The following is a 14,710-nucleotide window of genomic DNA, read 5'->3' on the forward strand; positions in this document are numbered from 1 at the left end:
TACCGGCTCAATGCTTATGAGTCTCTGAATGTTCCCCGGGACTTGTTCGCTGTCAGCGATCACCTCTGTCGCAGCCGAAATCCGCCTACGTAAGGTTCTCTCATCAGGATCAGCCATTACACATCGTCTTCACCTGGAGGGCTGCCCCATGCGTGCGACAGAGGGAGCCGAGGGAGCCGCCCTTGCGGGCCGCGACGCCGTACGGGCCTGGATCGACGGGTGGGGCGTCTCGCGCGGCGCCGCCCCGCCCATCGTGGAGCCCTGGGGCTTCACGATCGACGTCGGCCACATCAAGCACCCGTCCCGGCACGTCCTCGGCGCCACGGGCGTGGACGTCCAGGAGTCGGACGTACGCAAGGTCGCTGCTTCGGTGACGGGCGCCGACGTGTGGCTGAAGGTCTTCGACTTCCCGGACCGCGTCGCCCCCTGGCTCGGCCCCCAGTGGTGGGTCGACCCGGAGGACGGCTATCTGATGACCGTGCCGCTCGCCCCGGTCCCCCCGAATCACTTGGTCGTCCCGGATGGCTACCGGCTCCGCACCTGGTGGCGTGGCGGGGTCTTCCGCGCGATGGCCACGACCGCTGACGGCCACTGGGCGGCTCGCGGTCAGATCGCCCCGACCGGCCGCACGGCCGTCGCCGACCAGATCGAGACCTCCCCGCAGCACCGCCGCAGGGGTCTGGGCAGCCTGGTCATGCGCTCCCTCGCGGTCGCCGCCGTCGACGAGGGCGCGGAGATCGGCGTACTGGCCGGGACTCCGGAGGGGCGCGCCCTGTACGAGTCGTTGGGGTGGCAGGTGGTCGCCGGCCTGACGAGCGCGCGCCGGAAAGGTCCCGAGGAGGCCTGACCGTCCTGGCCGCCGAGGCCGTCGGAGCGCCACTGCTCGCCCTGGCCACCCTCAGCGCCCCGGTCGCCCGGGTCGCCACGTCGCCGTGGCCGTGACCGTCCGGGTCGCCCGGGCTATTCGGCCGCCGCAGCCGCAGCCTTTCTCGCGCGTATGTCCCCGTAGGCGTAAGGCAGCCCGGGCAGCATCAGGAGCAGCGTCGCCCACAAGGGCAGACGGAAGAGCGTGTCGTCGCCCGCGAGCCAGCTGGTGAGCTGCGCGAACCCGATGCCTATCACCCCGACCAGCAGCCACCTCGTGAAACCGAGGGTTCCGCGCCGGAGTTCCAGGGTGACGCTGACCGCGATTATCACGGCGTAGAACGCTATGCGCGGGGCTTCGACGGGCAGCGCGAGGGTCCGGTCGATCAGATGCGTGAGGAGCAGCAGCGCACCGAGGGCGAACGGGATCAGCGCGGCCATCCTCAGCACCCGCAGGTGCAGGGGTGTGCGCGCCCGGGCCCAGGAGGCGGCGAATCCCGGCACGTCCGCGCCCACCACGTCCTGCGGGGAACGGCCCGCCGACGCGGCCTCCTCCAGGTGCTCGGAGAGTTCGGCCAGCATGTCGCGCACGGAGGCGTCGTCGATGCCTCTGTACTCCCAGTTGCTCCGGCAGACCGCCAGCACGCGGGCGCGCTCGGCCTCACCGGGCATGTCCTCGGTCGTCTCACTGATCGTCTGATGTGTCATGCCGTGCCCCCGTGTCCCCCGTGTCGTTATCCTGTGCGTCGCCCCGGCCCGCCAAGGTCCTGGAGACGGCCACCGTGAAGGTGCCCCAGGTGGCGCGGCCCGCGGCCAACTCGGCTGCGCCCGCGTCGGTCAGGCGGTAGTACTTGCGTGGCGCCCCGCCCGCCGCGGACGGGGCGCGGTAGGAGTCGACCAACCCAGCCCGCTCCATCCGGGCGAGCAGGGGGTAGATGCTTCCTTCACTCACCAGGTCGAGGCCGCTCTCGGTGAGGGCCTCCACGAACTCGTACCCGTACCGAGGTCGTTCGCCGATGAGCGCGAGCAGGCACAGGTCGAGCACCCCGCGCAGCAACTGACTGCGACGCTGGTCCTGCGTCGCGGACAGTTCCTTTGTCATGCGGTACAAGATAGTCACGAAGTACCTTGCACCGCAAGACATTTATCCGGAAGAGGCCACTCCACGTACGCGCCCCCCTGCGCGGGCGCCACGCACTCAGGCCTCACGCGCACGGACCCCACACCCACGGACCCGACACGCCGCGCAGCCCCAGGGGCCGGGCCGGACGGCCTAAGCGGCTGCGCCCCGCCCTCGCCCCCGCAGCAGCGGCCACGTCGCGACCCCCACGACCAGCGCCAGCAGATGGCCCCAGTTGGTCATCGGATCCGTGAAGGCGATGAGGTCCTGGACCAGCATCCAGCCGAACCCCGCGAGGACGACGCAGCGGAGCCACGGCGTGAGGAGTCCGGCGAGGGCGCCGACGCTGGCGGCCACGCCGAAGCTGATGCCGTAGTCGAGGCGGTACGCCGAACTGCCGGGCAGATGACCGGCCAGGACCGAGAGCCCGACCGGGACCTCGGTGGCCAGCGTGGCGACGGCGTGCCCGAGCAGGAAGACGCCCGCGGTGCGCAGTCCGCCGACGCGGCGCTCCAGCGCGGTGAGGACCAGCAGGAAGACGATGGCGTACGGCGAAGTGACCCCGCCCGCGATCCACAGCGCGCTGGCGACGAGGACGAACATCGGCCGGTCAGCGAGGTGCGCCACGTCCGTGCTCGAACCCTGGTGCAGGGAGGCGACGAGGGAGGGGTCGCCGTATTCGGCGAAGAGCGAGGTCAGGAGGAGGACGACGGCGTAGCCGAAGGTGAAAGGCGTACCGGTCGGCGACGGCAGCAGCCGCCAGGGCCGCAGCCGGCGCAGCCTGCGCAGCCCTGGAAGGCCCGCCCGCACATCCCGGACCCCGGCCCTCGTTCGGGCATCCGCACCCGCGCCGACACTGACGCCGATGCCAGCACTGGCACCGGCGCTGACACCCGCCGCACCCGCCGCACCCGCAACAACTTCCTCAGGCAGCCCCGGCGCCGTCCCCCCGGCCACCCCGGCCCCGCCCGCACGGCTGGACCCACCGGCCTGACTCGGCATCGCGTCCAGCGTCACGAGCCCCGCGGCCCTGAGCGACACCTCCGCGCCCCCCGCGCCCTCCGCACCCGGCAGCCCCGCGAGGTCCACGGCGCCCCCGTCGGCCGCAGCACCCACAGGAACCTCGATCGCCACCCCGTCGCCGCCACCGCCACCCACGGCGGCGCCCCCGCCCGAAACCCGCACAGACCGGTCCACGCTGAGGCGCTCCTTCCATCACGGCTTCACTGATCTTCCATCACAGAAGGATCACGGGATCACGTTTTACCGATCTTTCCCCTGCTGTCTATGACCGACGCCACGTGAGGCGCGATTCACAGGAACCCACAGCAACCTCACACCGTTCCTCGGCGTCCCGCAGCACACGCCTGCGAACCGGCAGCAAAATGGGCCGATGCACACCCCGTACCGACCCGATCCCCCCGTGGTTCTCGACCGGCACGAAGGCCCTAACGGCGAAGTCGTGCTGCGTCGCCACGGAGACCTGCTGCAGATCATTGCCAACGGCATGTTCCTGATGGACACCTCCGACGGCCGCTCCGAGCGGCTCCTCGTCGACGCGGCCCTCGACGCCCTGGACGGACGGCCGCAGCCGTCCGTGCTCATCGGCGGTCTGGGCGTCGGATTCTCCCTCGCCCACGCGGCCGCGAACCCGCGCTGGGGCCGAATTGCGGTGGTCGAGCGCGAGCAGGCCATCATCGACTGGCACCTCGACGGACCGCTGTCGGAGCTGTCGCACAAGGCGCTCGCGGACCCGCGCACGGAGATCCTGCACACCGACCTGATCGCATATGTCACCGGCTCATTCGCAGGCGCCAACACACCTGCCGACACGTACGACGCCCTGTGCCTCGACATCGACAACGGCCCCGACTGGACCGTCACCGAGGACAACGAGAGCCTCTACTCGCCCGCCGGCCTCGCCGCCTGCCAGGCCCGCCTGAAACCGGGCGGAGTCCTCGCCGTGTGGTCCGCGCAGCCCTCACCCGCTTTCGACTCCGCTCTACGGAATGCCGGGTTCCAACATGTACGTACGGAAGAGATCCCCGTTGCCCGGGGCGTACCGGACGTGGTTCATCTCGCGACAAGGGCTGCGTAGCCGAGGTGCCGTCACGCCCCGTACTCTGCTGACCGGACACCAAGCGATCACGTCAGGGGCGGGGCGATGGAGCAGACACACACCTCCCACAACGGCGCCACGGCTGCGATGCCCGGCGCCCAGCGCCGGATTCTGGTGGTCGAGGACGACCCGACGATCGTCGACGCCATCGCCGCCCGGCTGCGCGCCGAGGGTTTCGTCGTGCAAACGGCGGCGGACGGCCCGGCAGCGGTGGACACCGCGCAGGCGTGGCAGCCGGATCTGCTGATCCTCGACATCATGCTGCCGGGATTCGACGGCCTGGAGGTCTGCCGACGCGTGCAGGCCCAGCGACCGGTGCCGGTGCTGATGCTCACCGCGCGGGACGACGAGACGGACATGCTGGTCGGGCTCGGCGTCGGCGCCGACGACTACATGACCAAGCCGTTCTCGATGCGCGAGCTCGCCGCCCGCGTGCACGTGCTGCTGCGCCGGGTCGAGCGGGCCGCGCTGGCCGCCACGACGCCGCGCAGCGGCATCCTGCGCCTGGGCGAGCTGGAGATCGATCACGCGCAGCGGCGGGTGCGAGTGCGCAGCGAGGACGTCCACCTGACGCCCACGGAGTTCGACCTTCTGGTGTGCCTCGCCAACACCCCGCGCGCGGTGCTTTCACGCGAGCAACTGCTCGCCGAGGTGTGGGACTGGGCCGACGCGTCCGGCACCCGCACCGTCGACAGCCACATCAAGGCGCTGCGCCGCAAGATCGGGGCGGAACGCATCCGTACGGTGCACGGGGTCGGGTACGCCCTGGAGACCCCGACGCCATGACGGCGGACCCGGGTGCCGCCGGCGGCACGGCTCGCGGCGCCCTGAGCGGTACCCCGGGCAGTGCGCACGGCACCCCGGGCGGCCCCCCCGGCGGCACGGCTGACGCCGAGCGGGGCACGGTCCGCAAGTGGCGCTGCGACCGGGGCGGGAGCATCGGGTTGAACGGCCCGTTCGCGGGCGTGCGGCCGTTCTCCATCAAGACCAAGCTCGGCACCCTCGTGGTCGTCTCGGTCTTCATCACCACCGGGCTGCTGATGGTGGCCATGGAGACGGAGACCGAGCTCCGCTTCATCACGGTCTTCTCCGTGATCGCGACCCTGCTGATCACCCAGTTCGTCGCGCACAGCCTCACCGCGCCTCTCGACGAGATGAACTCGGTGGCCCGCGCGGTCTCGCACGGCGACTACACGCGGCGCGTACAAGGAGCCGACCGCCGCGACGAGCTGGGCGACGTGGCGATGACGATCAACCGCATGGCGGACGATCTGGAGGCGCAGGACCAGCAGCGCAAGGAGCTCGTCGCCAACGTCTCGCACGAGCTGCGCACGCCCATCGCCGCGCTGCGCGCCGTCCTGGAGAACGTCGTCGACGGCGTCTCGGCGGCCGACCCGGAGACGATGCGCACGGCTCTGAAGCAGACCGAGCGCCTGGGCCGCCTGGTGGAGACCCTGCTCGACCTGTCACGCCTCGACAACGGCGTCGTACCGCTCAAGGCACGCCGCTTCGAAGTGTGGCCCTATCTGTCGGGTGTCCTGAAGGAGGCCAACATGGTGGCCTCCGCGCGCAAAGGGATGCCGTCGGGCTCCGGCAGTCACACCCGTACGGACGTGCATCTGCACCTGGACGTCTCGCCTCCGGAGCTGACCGCCCACGCGGACGCCGAGCGGCTGCACCAGGTCGTCGCCAACCTCATCGACAACGCGGTCAAGCACAGCCCTCCGCACGGCCGGGTGACGGTGCTCGCCCGGCGCGGCCCTCACCCGGAGTCGCTGGACCTGGAGGTCCTCGACGAGGGTCCGGGCATCCCCGAGTCCGAGTGGCACCGCGTCTTCGAGCGCTTCAACCGGGGCGCGCACGTCGGCGTCCCGCCCGGCAGCGACGGCGGCACCGGCCTCGGGCTCGCGATCGCGCGCTGGGCGGTCGATCTGCACGGCGGGCACATCGGCGTGGCCGAATCAGCCCGGGGCTGCCGAATCCAGGTCACTCTTCCGGGCCTGCCCGAAGACTGAAGTTGACGTAAGGTTCGAAGCGGAAGCGACCTCCGGGCGTGCGCGACGTGCGCGGGACGGGTCGCAGCCGCGTGTCGACGTACCCAGGACGTGCACAGACGTCCCCATCAGGGCTCCACGCGGCGCCTCGCCGTAGGCGAACTTCGCTTGTTTCCCGCCATCTACAGCCCCGAAACCAGCTTCTCGGTGTGACTTACGCGACGGATGACCGGCCCGGTCTGCACTGCGCGTCGTTGGAGGCGTAGCCTTTATTTCCGCTGTCCATCACCTTGTGAAGCGGAAGAGGGCGGTTGCCGCCGTGTCGCCACAGTCCCCCAGTAACTCGAGCACTTCGACCGACCAAGAAACGCAGGGCAAGAACCCTGCTGCCGCGTTCGGTCCCAACGAGTGGCTCGTCGACGAGATCTATCAGCAGTACCTCCAGGACCCGAATTCGGTCGACCGTGCCTGGTGGGACTTCTTCGCCGACTACAAGCCGGGCGTGGGCGCCTCCGTCGCCGCCGCGCCGGCCAAGCCGGCGGGTGACGCGGCCGCGGGGGCCGCGTCCACCACGTCCCCCGCCCCGACCGCCCCGGCCGCCGCGAAGCCCGCAGCCCCGGCCGCTCCCGCAGCGAAGCCCGCCGCCGCTCCGGCGGCGCAGGCCCCGGCTCCCGCCCCCGCGAAGCCCGCGGCCGCCAAGGCCGCGCCCGCGAAGGCGGAGCCCGCCAAGGGCGCCCCGACCGCCGAGGAGAAGGCGGGCACCGAGTACGTCCCGCTGCGCGGCCCGTCCGCGGCCGTGGCGAAGAACATGAACGCCTCCCTGGAGGTGCCCACGGCCACGTCCGTGCGCGCGGTCCCGGTGAAGCTGCTGTTCGACAACCGCATCGTCATCAACAACCACCTCAAGCGCGCCCGCGGCGGGAAGATCTCCTTCACGCACCTCATCGGGTACGCGATGGTGCAGGCCATCAAGGCCATGCCGTCGATGAACTACTCCTTCGTGGAGAAGGACGGCAAGCCGACGCTGGTCAAGCCGGAGCACATCAACTTCGGCCTCGCCATCGACCTGGTGAAGCCCAACGGCGACCGCCAGCTGGTCGTAGCGGGCATCAAGAAGGCCGAGACCCTGAACTTCTTCGAGTTCTGGCAGGCCTACGAGGACATCGTCCGGCGCGCCCGCGACGGCAAGCTCGGCATGGACGACTTCACCGGCGTCACGGTCTCCCTGACCAACCCCGGCGGCCTCGGCACGGTCCACTCCGTGCCGCGTCTGATGCCCGGCCAGTCGGTCATCATGGGCGTCGGCTCGATGGACTACCCGGCGGAGTTCCAGGGCACGTCCCAGGACACCCTGAACAAGCTGGGCATCTCCAAGGTCATGACGCTGACCTCGACGTACGACCACCGCGTGATCCAGGGTGCGGCGTCCGGCGAGTTCCTGCGCATCGTCGCGAACCTCCTCCTCGGGGAGAACGGCTTCTTCGACGAGATCTTCGAAGCGCTGCGCATCCCCTACGAGCCGGTCCGCTGGCTCAAGGACATCGACGCCAGCCACGACGACGACGTCACCAAGGCCGCCCGGGTCTTCGAGCTGATCCACTCCTACCGCGTCCGCGGCCACGTCATGGCCGACACGGACCCGCTGGAGTACAAGCAGCGCAAGCACCCCGACCTGGACATCACCGAGCACGGCCTGACGCTCTGGGACCTGGAGCGCGAGTTCGCCGTCGGCGGCTTCGCCGGCAAGTCGATGATGAAGCTGCGCGACGTCCTCGGCGTCCTGCGCGACTCGTACTGCCGCACCACCGGCGTCGAGTTCATGCACATCCAGGACCCCAAGCAGCGCAAGTGGCTGCAGGACCGCATCGAGCGCCAGCACGCCTCCAAGCCGGAGCGCGAGGAGCAGCTGCGCATCCTGCGCCGTCTGAACGCCGCCGAGGCCTTCGAGACCTTCCTGCAGACGAAGTACGTCGGCCAGAAGCGCTTCTCCCTGGAGGGCGGCGAGTCCGTCATCCCGCTCCTGGACGCGGTCATCGACAGCGCGGCCGAGTCCCGCCTGGACGAGGTCGTCATCGGCATGGCCCACCGCGGCCGGCTGAACGTCCTCGCCAACATCGTGGGCAAGTCGTACGCCCAGATCTTCCGCGAGTTCGAGGGCAACCTCGACCCGAAGTCGATGCACGGCTCCGGAGACGTCAAGTACCACCTGGGCGCCGAGGGCACCTTCACGGGCCTCGACGGCGAGCAGATCAAGGTGTCCCTGGCCGCGAACCCCTCCCACCTGGAGGCGGTCGACCCGGTCCTGGAGGGCATCGCCCGCGCCAAGCAGGACATCATCAACAAGGGCGGCACGGACTTCACGGTCCTGCCGGTGGCCCTCCACGGAGACGCGGCCTTCGCGGGCCAGGGTGTCGTCGCGGAGACCCTGAACATGTCGCAGCTGCGGGGTTACCGCACCGGCGGCACGGTCCACGTGGTCATCAACAACCAGGTCGGCTTCACGGCCGCTCCGGAGTCCTCGCGTTCGTCGATGTACTCCACAGACGTGGCCCGGATGATCGAAGCGCCGATCTTCCACGTGAACGGCGACGACCCGGAGGCCGTCGTCCGCGTCGCGCGGCTCGCCTTCGAGTTCCGCCAGGCGTTCAACAAGGACGTCGTCATCGACCTGATCTGCTACCGCCGCCGCGGACACAACGAGTCCGACAACCCGGCGTTCACGCAGCCGCTGATGTACGACCTGATCGACAAGAAGCGCTCGGTCCGCAAGCTGTACACCGAGTCCCTCATCGGCCGCGGCGACATCACCCTGGAAGAGGCCGAGCAGGCTCTCCAGGACTACCAGGGCCAGCTGGAGAAGGTCTTCACGGAGGTCCGTGAGGCCACCTCGCAGCCCGCTCCCGCGGAGGTCCCCGAGCCGCAGGCCGAGTTCCCGGTGGCGGTGAACACGGCGATCTCCCAGGAGGTCGTCAAGCGCATCGCCGAGTCCCAGGTCAACATCCCCGACCACGTCACCGTCCACCCGCGTCTGCTGCCCCAGCTGCAGCGCCGCGCGGCCATGGTCGAGGACGGCACGATCGACTGGGGCATGGGCGAGACCCTGGCCATCGGCTCCCTCCTCCTGGAGGGCACCCCGGTGCGCCTTGCGGGCCAGGACTCCCGCCGCGGCACCTTCGGCCAGCGCCACGCCGTCCTGATCGACCGGAACACGGGCGACGACTACACGCCGCTCCTGTACCTCTCCGAGGACCAGGCCCGCTTCAACGCCTACGACTCGCTGCTCTCCGAGTACGCGGCCATGGGCTTCGAGTACGGCTACTCCCTCGCGCGTCCCGAGTCCCTCGTGATGTGGGAGGCGCAGTTCGGCGACTTCGTCAACGGCGCGCAGACGGTCGTGGACGAGTTCATCTCGTCGGCCGAGCAGAAGTGGGGCCAGACGTCCGGCGTCACCCTGCTGCTCCCGCACGGCTACGAGGGCCAGGGCCCCGACCACTCGTCGGCCCGCCCGGAGCGCTTCCTGCAGCTCTGCGCCCAGAACAACATGACGGTCGCGATGCCGACCCTCCCGTCGAACTACTTCCACCTCCTGCGGTGGCAGGTGCACAACCCGCACCACAAGCCGCTGGTGGTCTTCACCCCGAAGTGGATGCTGCGCCTGAAGGCCGCCGCCTCCAAGACGGAGGAGTTCACGACGGGCGGCTTCCGCCCGGTCATCGGCGACGACTCGGTGGACGTCAACGCGGTCCGCAAGGTCGTCTTCTGCGCAGGCAAGCTCTACTACGAGCTGGACGCCGAGCGGAAGAAGCGCGGCATCACGGACACGGCCCTCATCCGTCTGGAGCGCCTGTACCCGCTGCCGGGTGCCGAGCTCCAGGCCGAGATCGCCAAGTACCCGAACGCCGAGAAGTACCTGTGGGCGCAGGAGGAGCCGGCGAACCAGGGCGCGTGGCCCTTCATCGCCCTCAACCTCATCGACCACCTGGACCTTGCGGTCGGCGCCGACATCCCGCACGACGAGCGTCTGCGCCGCATCTCGCGGCCGCACGGCTCGTCCCCGGCGGTCGGCTCCAAGAAGCGCCACGAGCAGGAGCAGGAGCAGCTCCTGAACGAGGTCTTCGAGGCCTAGGCACGGCGCTCGTCGCCGTTCGGTACGTCGGGTGGGCCCGGCTCCGAGTCCCGCACGGGACTTGGGGCCGGGCCCACCGGCGTACGGCCGTACGATGAAACGGAACGACGCCCGGCCACCGGCCGGGCCCGGCCCGCACCAGGAGCGAGAGTTGTACTTCACCGACCGTGGCATCGAGGAGCTGGAGAAGCGGCGCGGCGAGGAGGAGGTCACCTTCGAGTGGCTCGCCGAGCAGCTCCGCACCTTCGTGGACCTCAACCCGGACTTCGAGGTCCCGGTGGAGCGCCTCGCCACGTGGCTTGCGCGCCTGGACGACGAGGACGAGGACGAGTAATCGGCATCTACGGGGATGCCAGTACGTCTCCTGGGATGCCGGTGCGTCTCCTGGATTGCCGGTAGCGGGAACTCCGGTTCGGGGCCCCGGATCGCCGCAGCGTGCGCGGGCGCTGCCCCGCCCCCGGCGAAAATCACTTGCCTGTAGGGCCAGGCCGCCCCGTACGCTGCCTCCCATGTGCGCATCCGCAGCCGCAGCCGCTGCCACGAGGACCCGCCGCGCCTAGCGGCGGGCCGACCTCACCCCACTCGGGAACGCCCCGCCGCTTCAACGCGTAAGCGCCGAGCGGCACTTCGTGCTGCCCGGCTCACCTCGAAGCCGCGGAGACCCCTGTGCGCACGCACCACCATGGCCGTCATGAGTTCGGCCAGAACTTCCTCACCGACCGCTCCACCATCGGCACGTTCGTCGACCTCGTGAGCCGCACCCACGGGCCGATCGTCGAGATCGGCGCCGGGGACGGGGCCCTGACCCTCCCCCTGCAACGCCTGGGACGGCGCCTCACTGGCATCGAGATCGACCGCCGTCGGGCCGAACGGCTGCGGCGGCGCACCGCCCCCTCGACGACCATCGTCACCGCCGACTTCCTGCGCTACCGGACCCCACCGGAGCCGCACGTCCTGGTCGGCAACCTCCCCTTCCACGAGACGACCCCCATGCTGCGCCGCATCCTGCGCTCGACGGGCTGGACGGATGCCGTCCTGCTCGTGCAGTGGGAGGTCGCACGCCGTCGCGCCGGGGTCGGCGGGGCGACGCTGATGACGGCCCAGTGGTGGCCCTGGTACGCGTTCGGCCTCGAAGGCCGCGTTCCCGCGGCGGCGTTCCGGCCGCGCCCCAACGTCGACGGCGGTCTGATGACGATCACCCGCCGGGAGCATCCGCTGGTCGCGGCCGCGCGGCAGCAGGAGTACCAGGAGTTCGTACGCCGGGTGTTCACGGGGCGGGGCCGAGGGCTGCCCCAGATCCTCGCCTCAGCGGCCCCGGACCTGCCTCGGCACAGGATCCAGGAGTGGGCTCGGCGAGGCGGCCACAGCGCCGCACGCCTGCCCAAGGACCTCGGCGTGGAGGAGTGGGCGGAGCTGTTCGGGATGCGGGGGCGGGGAGGGCGGGGCTAGGAGCGCAGGGTAGGCGGGGCGGGCGCGGGGCCGGTCAGCGGGTGAGTGCCGGTGCCAGCTCCCGCCACTGCCGCAGGGGCAGTTCGGCGGGGTCGGCCGTCAGCACCTGTACGCAGACGTGGTCCGCCCCGGCCGCGAAATGTTCCGCCACGCGCGCGTGGAGGTCGTCGACGTCTCCGTAGGCGACGATCGCGTCCACCAGACGTCGGCTCGGCTCACCGCTGTCGGCCTCTTCCTGGAAGCCGAGCCGTCGCAGACTCGCGAGCTGGTGGGGCGCCCGCAGGTACCCGGCGACGTGCTCCGTGGCCACCTCACGGGCCCGTGCGCGGTCCGGGTCGAGGACGACGGCCTGCTCGACCGCGAGGAACGCGTCGGGCCCCAGGATGTCCCGCGCCCGCGCGGTGTGCTCCACCGGCACGAAGTACGGGTGCGCGCCCCAGGTGCGCTCGGCGGCCAGAGCCAGCATCTTCGGCCCGAGTGCGGCCAGGAGGCGACGCGGGGCGGGGTCGGGCACGGGGCCGTACGCGGGCGCCGCGTCCATGGCGTCCAGGTAGCCCCGCATGGTCGCGACTGCTCTCCCCCGCGCGGGCACCTTGTAGCCGTTCACGTCCATGGCGGTGTCGTCGACCCGGTGCCCGCCGAGGCCCAGGACGTAGCGGCCGGGAAACGCCTCTCCGAGGGTGCGCTCGGCGTTGGCCATGGCGAGTGGCTCCCGGTAGGCGATGTTGGCGATGCCGGACGCGACGACGATCCGCCGGGTGGCGGACAGGAGCAGCCACGCCTGCCCGACCGTGTCGCGGCCGAACGCCTCCCCGTACCAGATCGCCCCGTACCCCAACTCCTCGAGCTCCGCGGCGGCTTCGCGCACCCGCCCCGCGGGCTGCCCCTCGAACGCGAAGGTCCAGATGCCTGTCCGTCCGAGCCCGCGACCGACGTGATCACGCCCGTCAGCTCCAGAACCGAACCCGCCGTCTCCTTGGACGCTCATTCCGCACCCCCTGATCCATTACCGGAGAACTTCTCCGGATAGCTGCGGAGTACGATACGGAGAACCTCTCCGCAAGACCAGCCCTCCCCGCCCTCTCCTCCCGCCCTCTCCTCCCCCGCCCGCCGCCTCTCCCCACGCTCGGCTCCTTCCCTCGCCCGTCCCGACCTCGGCCCTGATCCCGGAATCCCGGGTGTCGCCCTGCTCTCGGGAATCTCACGCCCAGGGACACAGAGATGAACCAGCCCCAGACCCAGCCCTCGAAGCAGCCGACCACCGCCCCCCTCACGGCCGGCCCGACCACGACCGGCCGCCCCGCCCGCGCCGACGCCGTCCGCAACCGCGAGCGCATCGTCACCGCCGCACGGGAGGCCTTCGCCGAAGCGGGCCCGGAGGCGTCGTTGAACGAGATCGCCCGCCGTGCGGGCGTGGGCCCCGGCACGCTCTACCGGCACTTCTCCGGCCGCCCCGAACTGCTCGCCGCCGTCCTGAAGGAGCGCATCGACATCCTGTGCGCCCGCGCGCAGGACCTGCTGACGGCCCAATCGACGGGCACCGCACTGGCGGAGTGGCTGCGCGCGTTCCTCGACCACGCGCGCGTGAACCAGGGGCTGGGCGGCGCCCTGATGCTGGAAGAGCTGGAAGCGACCGGCGCGCTGGGCTCCGACTGCCATCAGCGGATCCTCGACGCGGCGGGCGCCCTGCTCACGCGGGCCCAGGGCTCCGGCGCCGCCCGCCACGACCTGTCACCGGCCGACCTGCTTCAACTGGTCGTCGGGGTCGCACTCTCCACCACGCGCAAGCAGACGTCACCGGCGGGCGATCCGGAGCAGCCGGAGCGACTGCTCGGGCTGGTCCTCGACGCGACGAAGCCCCGCTGAACCCGACGAAGCCCCACCGGGTCCGACGAAGCCCCGCTGAACCCCGACGAGGCCCCACCGCATCCGGCGAAGCCCCGCTGAACCGCCCTGCCCGGACGCCCCTTCACGTCGGCCCTCCGCCCCAGCCCCCGCCCCCGCCCGGACGACCTCGTACGCCGCTTCCCCGCCCCTCGCCCACGAGCCCCACACATCACTCCTCGCCCCGGACCTTCCTCCGCTCACGGACGAGCCCCAGCACTCCATGCGCCACCAGGACCGCTCCCGCCACCACCCAGCCACCGCCACGGCGGCGCGGGGGCCGGAGCAGCAGGGGGATGCCGACCGCGAGCTGAGCCCCGGCCAGGGCACGGAGCAACGGCCCGCTCTCGACTGCGTCGAGTTCCGCCCGTACGGCATCCCTCCAGCCGGACCACTCGACGTGACGGACGCCGTCCAGCACCCGGGCGACCTCCCGGAGGCGGTCGGCGGGCTCGCCGGGGCTCAGGCCGGGCGGCAGGTCGACGCCCGCCCGGGTGAGGACCGCGAGCAGCCCCCGCATCCGGGCGCGCGCGTCGGCTGCCGAGTCCGGCCGGGCCAGCTCGTCCAGGGCCTGCATGTCGAGCACCGGGTCCAGGCCCAGGCGCGCGGCGAACGACCGCATCGCCTCGTCCTCGCCGACCGGAGTGCCGTTGGCCAGCCACACGTACCCGACCGTCCGCCGGAAGCCTGCCGCGAGCGTGTAGCCAGAGCGGTCGGCGTCCCACCACAGCGCGAGCACCGGTCCCGGTGAGGCGACGGCGAGAGCGGTGGCCCAGCCGGTGAGCACCCGGTCGACCTGCTCGTCGCCGTGCAGCCACGGCTTGCCCTCGGGCACGAGCACGCTCCACTCGTCTCCAGCGGGCGCGAGCAGCATCCGCTCCCGCAGCAACTGCGCGACCGTCTCGACGGCGTCGACTCCGGCCCGGCAGAGCAGCAGCGCACCGGCGGAGCCGACGGGCCCGCCGGGCGTCGCGGGCCGCGAGGGCGGCGTGGCAGAGGCGGCAGGAGTTTCGGAGGCGGCAGATGTTTCAGAGGTGGCGGGCGTTTCAGAAGTGCCGGAGAAGGCGGGGTCGGACGAGGGCCGAGAGGGAGGCCACGGCTCGGATGACATGGCACCACGCTAGGACATTTCATGATTTCCGGCCCAGAGGCCG

At 71.2% G+C, this 14,710-nt stretch carries 13 protein-coding genes; 8 read left to right on the forward strand and 5 right to left on the reverse strand.

All coding sequences use genetic code 11. The annotated features are described in order from the left end of the window. Positions 1-148: 148 nt before the first annotated feature. Positions 149-847 (forward strand): GNAT family N-acetyltransferase, encoded by a 699-nt coding sequence (locus QUY26_RS12175; protein ID WP_289945892.1) that lies wholly within the window; start codon positions 149-151, stop codon positions 845-847. A 113-nt stretch (positions 848-960) separates the two neighbouring features. Here QUY26_RS12175 and QUY26_RS12180 read toward each other — a convergent pair whose 3' ends face one another. The 3 genes from QUY26_RS12180 to QUY26_RS12190 form a co-directional block, all read right to left on the reverse strand. Next, the gene (locus tag QUY26_RS12180; protein ID WP_289945893.1) at positions 961-1,572 is read right to left on the reverse strand and encodes a hypothetical protein; all 612 of its coding nucleotides are present in this window, start codon (positions 1,570-1,572) and stop codon (positions 961-963) included. Continuing rightward, complete coding sequence (locus QUY26_RS12185) at positions 1,550-1,966, reverse strand: PadR family transcriptional regulator (RefSeq protein ID WP_289945895.1); 417 nt, start codon at positions 1,964-1,966, stop codon at positions 1,550-1,552. Before QUY26_RS12185 ends, QUY26_RS12180 begins: the two co-directional genes overlap by 23 nt. Before the next feature lie 171 nt (positions 1,967-2,137). Beyond that, a complete protein-coding gene (locus tag QUY26_RS12190) occupies positions 2,138-2,917 on the reverse strand; it encodes a rhomboid-like protein (protein ID WP_436840500.1) in 780 nt (259 codons plus the stop codon). 460 nt (positions 2,918-3,377) lie between these two features. Between QUY26_RS12190 and QUY26_RS12195 the strand changes: the two genes are divergently transcribed. The 6 genes from QUY26_RS12195 (at position 3,378) to erm (ending at position 11,672) form a co-directional block, all read left to right on the forward strand. Continuing rightward, complete coding sequence (locus tag QUY26_RS12195) at positions 3,378-4,082, forward strand: spermidine synthase (RefSeq protein ID WP_289945899.1); 705 nt, start codon at positions 3,378-3,380, stop codon at positions 4,080-4,082. Positions 4,083-4,148: 66 nt separating this feature from the next. Then, the gene (locus tag QUY26_RS12200) at positions 4,149-4,889 is read left to right on the forward strand and encodes a response regulator transcription factor (protein ID WP_289945901.1); all 741 of its coding nucleotides are present in this window, start codon (positions 4,149-4,151) and stop codon (positions 4,887-4,889) included. A 179-nt stretch (positions 4,890-5,068) separates the two neighbouring features. Further along, the gene (locus QUY26_RS12205) at positions 5,069-6,118 is read left to right on the forward strand and encodes a HAMP domain-containing sensor histidine kinase (protein WP_436840501.1); all 1,050 of its coding nucleotides are present in this window, start codon (positions 5,069-5,071) and stop codon (positions 6,116-6,118) included. Between the two features lie 298 nt (positions 6,119-6,416). Next, entirely contained in the window at positions 6,417-10,223 is a 3,807-nt protein-coding gene (locus QUY26_RS12210) for a multifunctional oxoglutarate decarboxylase/oxoglutarate dehydrogenase thiamine pyrophosphate-binding subunit/dihydrolipoyllysine-residue succinyltransferase subunit (RefSeq protein WP_289945903.1), read from the forward strand. A gap of 94 nt (positions 10,224-10,317) precedes the next feature. Then, a complete protein-coding gene (locus tag QUY26_RS12215) occupies positions 10,318-10,557 on the forward strand; it encodes a DUF6104 family protein (RefSeq protein WP_289945905.1) in 240 nt (79 codons plus the stop codon). Between the two features lie 332 nt (positions 10,558-10,889). After that, a complete protein-coding gene (erm, locus tag QUY26_RS12220) occupies positions 10,890-11,672 on the forward strand; it encodes a 23S ribosomal RNA methyltransferase Erm (RefSeq protein WP_289945908.1) in 783 nt (260 codons plus the stop codon). A 34-nt stretch (positions 11,673-11,706) separates the two neighbouring features. On the opposite strand, the gene QUY26_RS12225 is transcribed toward erm, so the two are convergent. Further along, on the reverse strand, positions 11,707-12,660 hold the full coding sequence (locus QUY26_RS12225) for a TIGR03620 family F420-dependent LLM class oxidoreductase (protein ID WP_289945912.1): 954 nt from the start codon (positions 12,658-12,660) through the stop codon (positions 11,707-11,709). Positions 12,661-12,893: 233 nt separating this feature from the next. Here QUY26_RS12225 and QUY26_RS12230 point away from each other — a divergent pair, with 233 nt between their 5' ends. Continuing rightward, on the forward strand, positions 12,894-13,538 hold the full coding sequence (locus QUY26_RS12230; protein ID WP_289945913.1) for a TetR/AcrR family transcriptional regulator: 645 nt from the start codon (positions 12,894-12,896) through the stop codon (positions 13,536-13,538). A 190-nt stretch (positions 13,539-13,728) separates the two neighbouring features. Here the strand turns inward: QUY26_RS12230 and QUY26_RS12235 are convergent, their stop codons facing one another. After that, complete coding sequence (locus QUY26_RS12235; RefSeq protein WP_289945915.1) at positions 13,729-14,667, reverse strand: hypothetical protein; 939 nt, start codon at positions 14,665-14,667, stop codon at positions 13,729-13,731. Between the last annotated feature and the right edge of the window lie 43 nt (positions 14,668-14,710).

The sequence above is a fragment of the Streptomyces flavofungini genome (assembly GCF_030388665.1).
Lineage (GTDB): Bacteria > Actinomycetota > Actinomycetes > Streptomycetales > Streptomycetaceae > Streptomyces > Streptomyces flavofungini_A.

Coding starts and splice junctions, on each gene's coding strand:
- QUY26_RS12230 (WP_289945913.1), top strand. CDS start 12,894: ATGAACCAGCCCCAGACCCAGCCCTCGAAGCAGCCGACCACCGCCCCC.
- QUY26_RS12200 (WP_289945901.1), top strand. CDS start 4,149: ATGGAGCAGACACACACCTCCCACAACGGCGCCACGGCTGCGATGCCC.
- QUY26_RS12195 (WP_289945899.1), top strand. CDS start 3,378: ATGCACACCCCGTACCGACCCGATCCCCCCGTGGTTCTCGACCGGCAC.
- QUY26_RS12235 (WP_289945915.1), bottom strand. CDS start 14,667: ATGTCATCCGAGCCGTGGCCTCCCTCTCGGCCCTCGTCCGACCCCGCC.
- QUY26_RS12180 (WP_289945893.1), bottom strand. CDS start 1,572: ATGACACATCAGACGATCAGTGAGACGACCGAGGACATGCCCGGTGAG.
- QUY26_RS12175 (WP_289945892.1), top strand. CDS start 149: ATGCGTGCGACAGAGGGAGCCGAGGGAGCCGCCCTTGCGGGCCGCGAC.
- QUY26_RS12215 (WP_289945905.1), top strand. CDS start 10,318: ATGAAACGGAACGACGCCCGGCCACCGGCCGGGCCCGGCCCGCACCAG.
- QUY26_RS12225 (WP_289945912.1), bottom strand. CDS start 12,660: ATGAGCGTCCAAGGAGACGGCGGGTTCGGTTCTGGAGCTGACGGGCGT.
- QUY26_RS12185 (WP_289945895.1), bottom strand. CDS start 1,966: ATGACAAAGGAACTGTCCGCGACGCAGGACCAGCGTCGCAGTCAGTTG.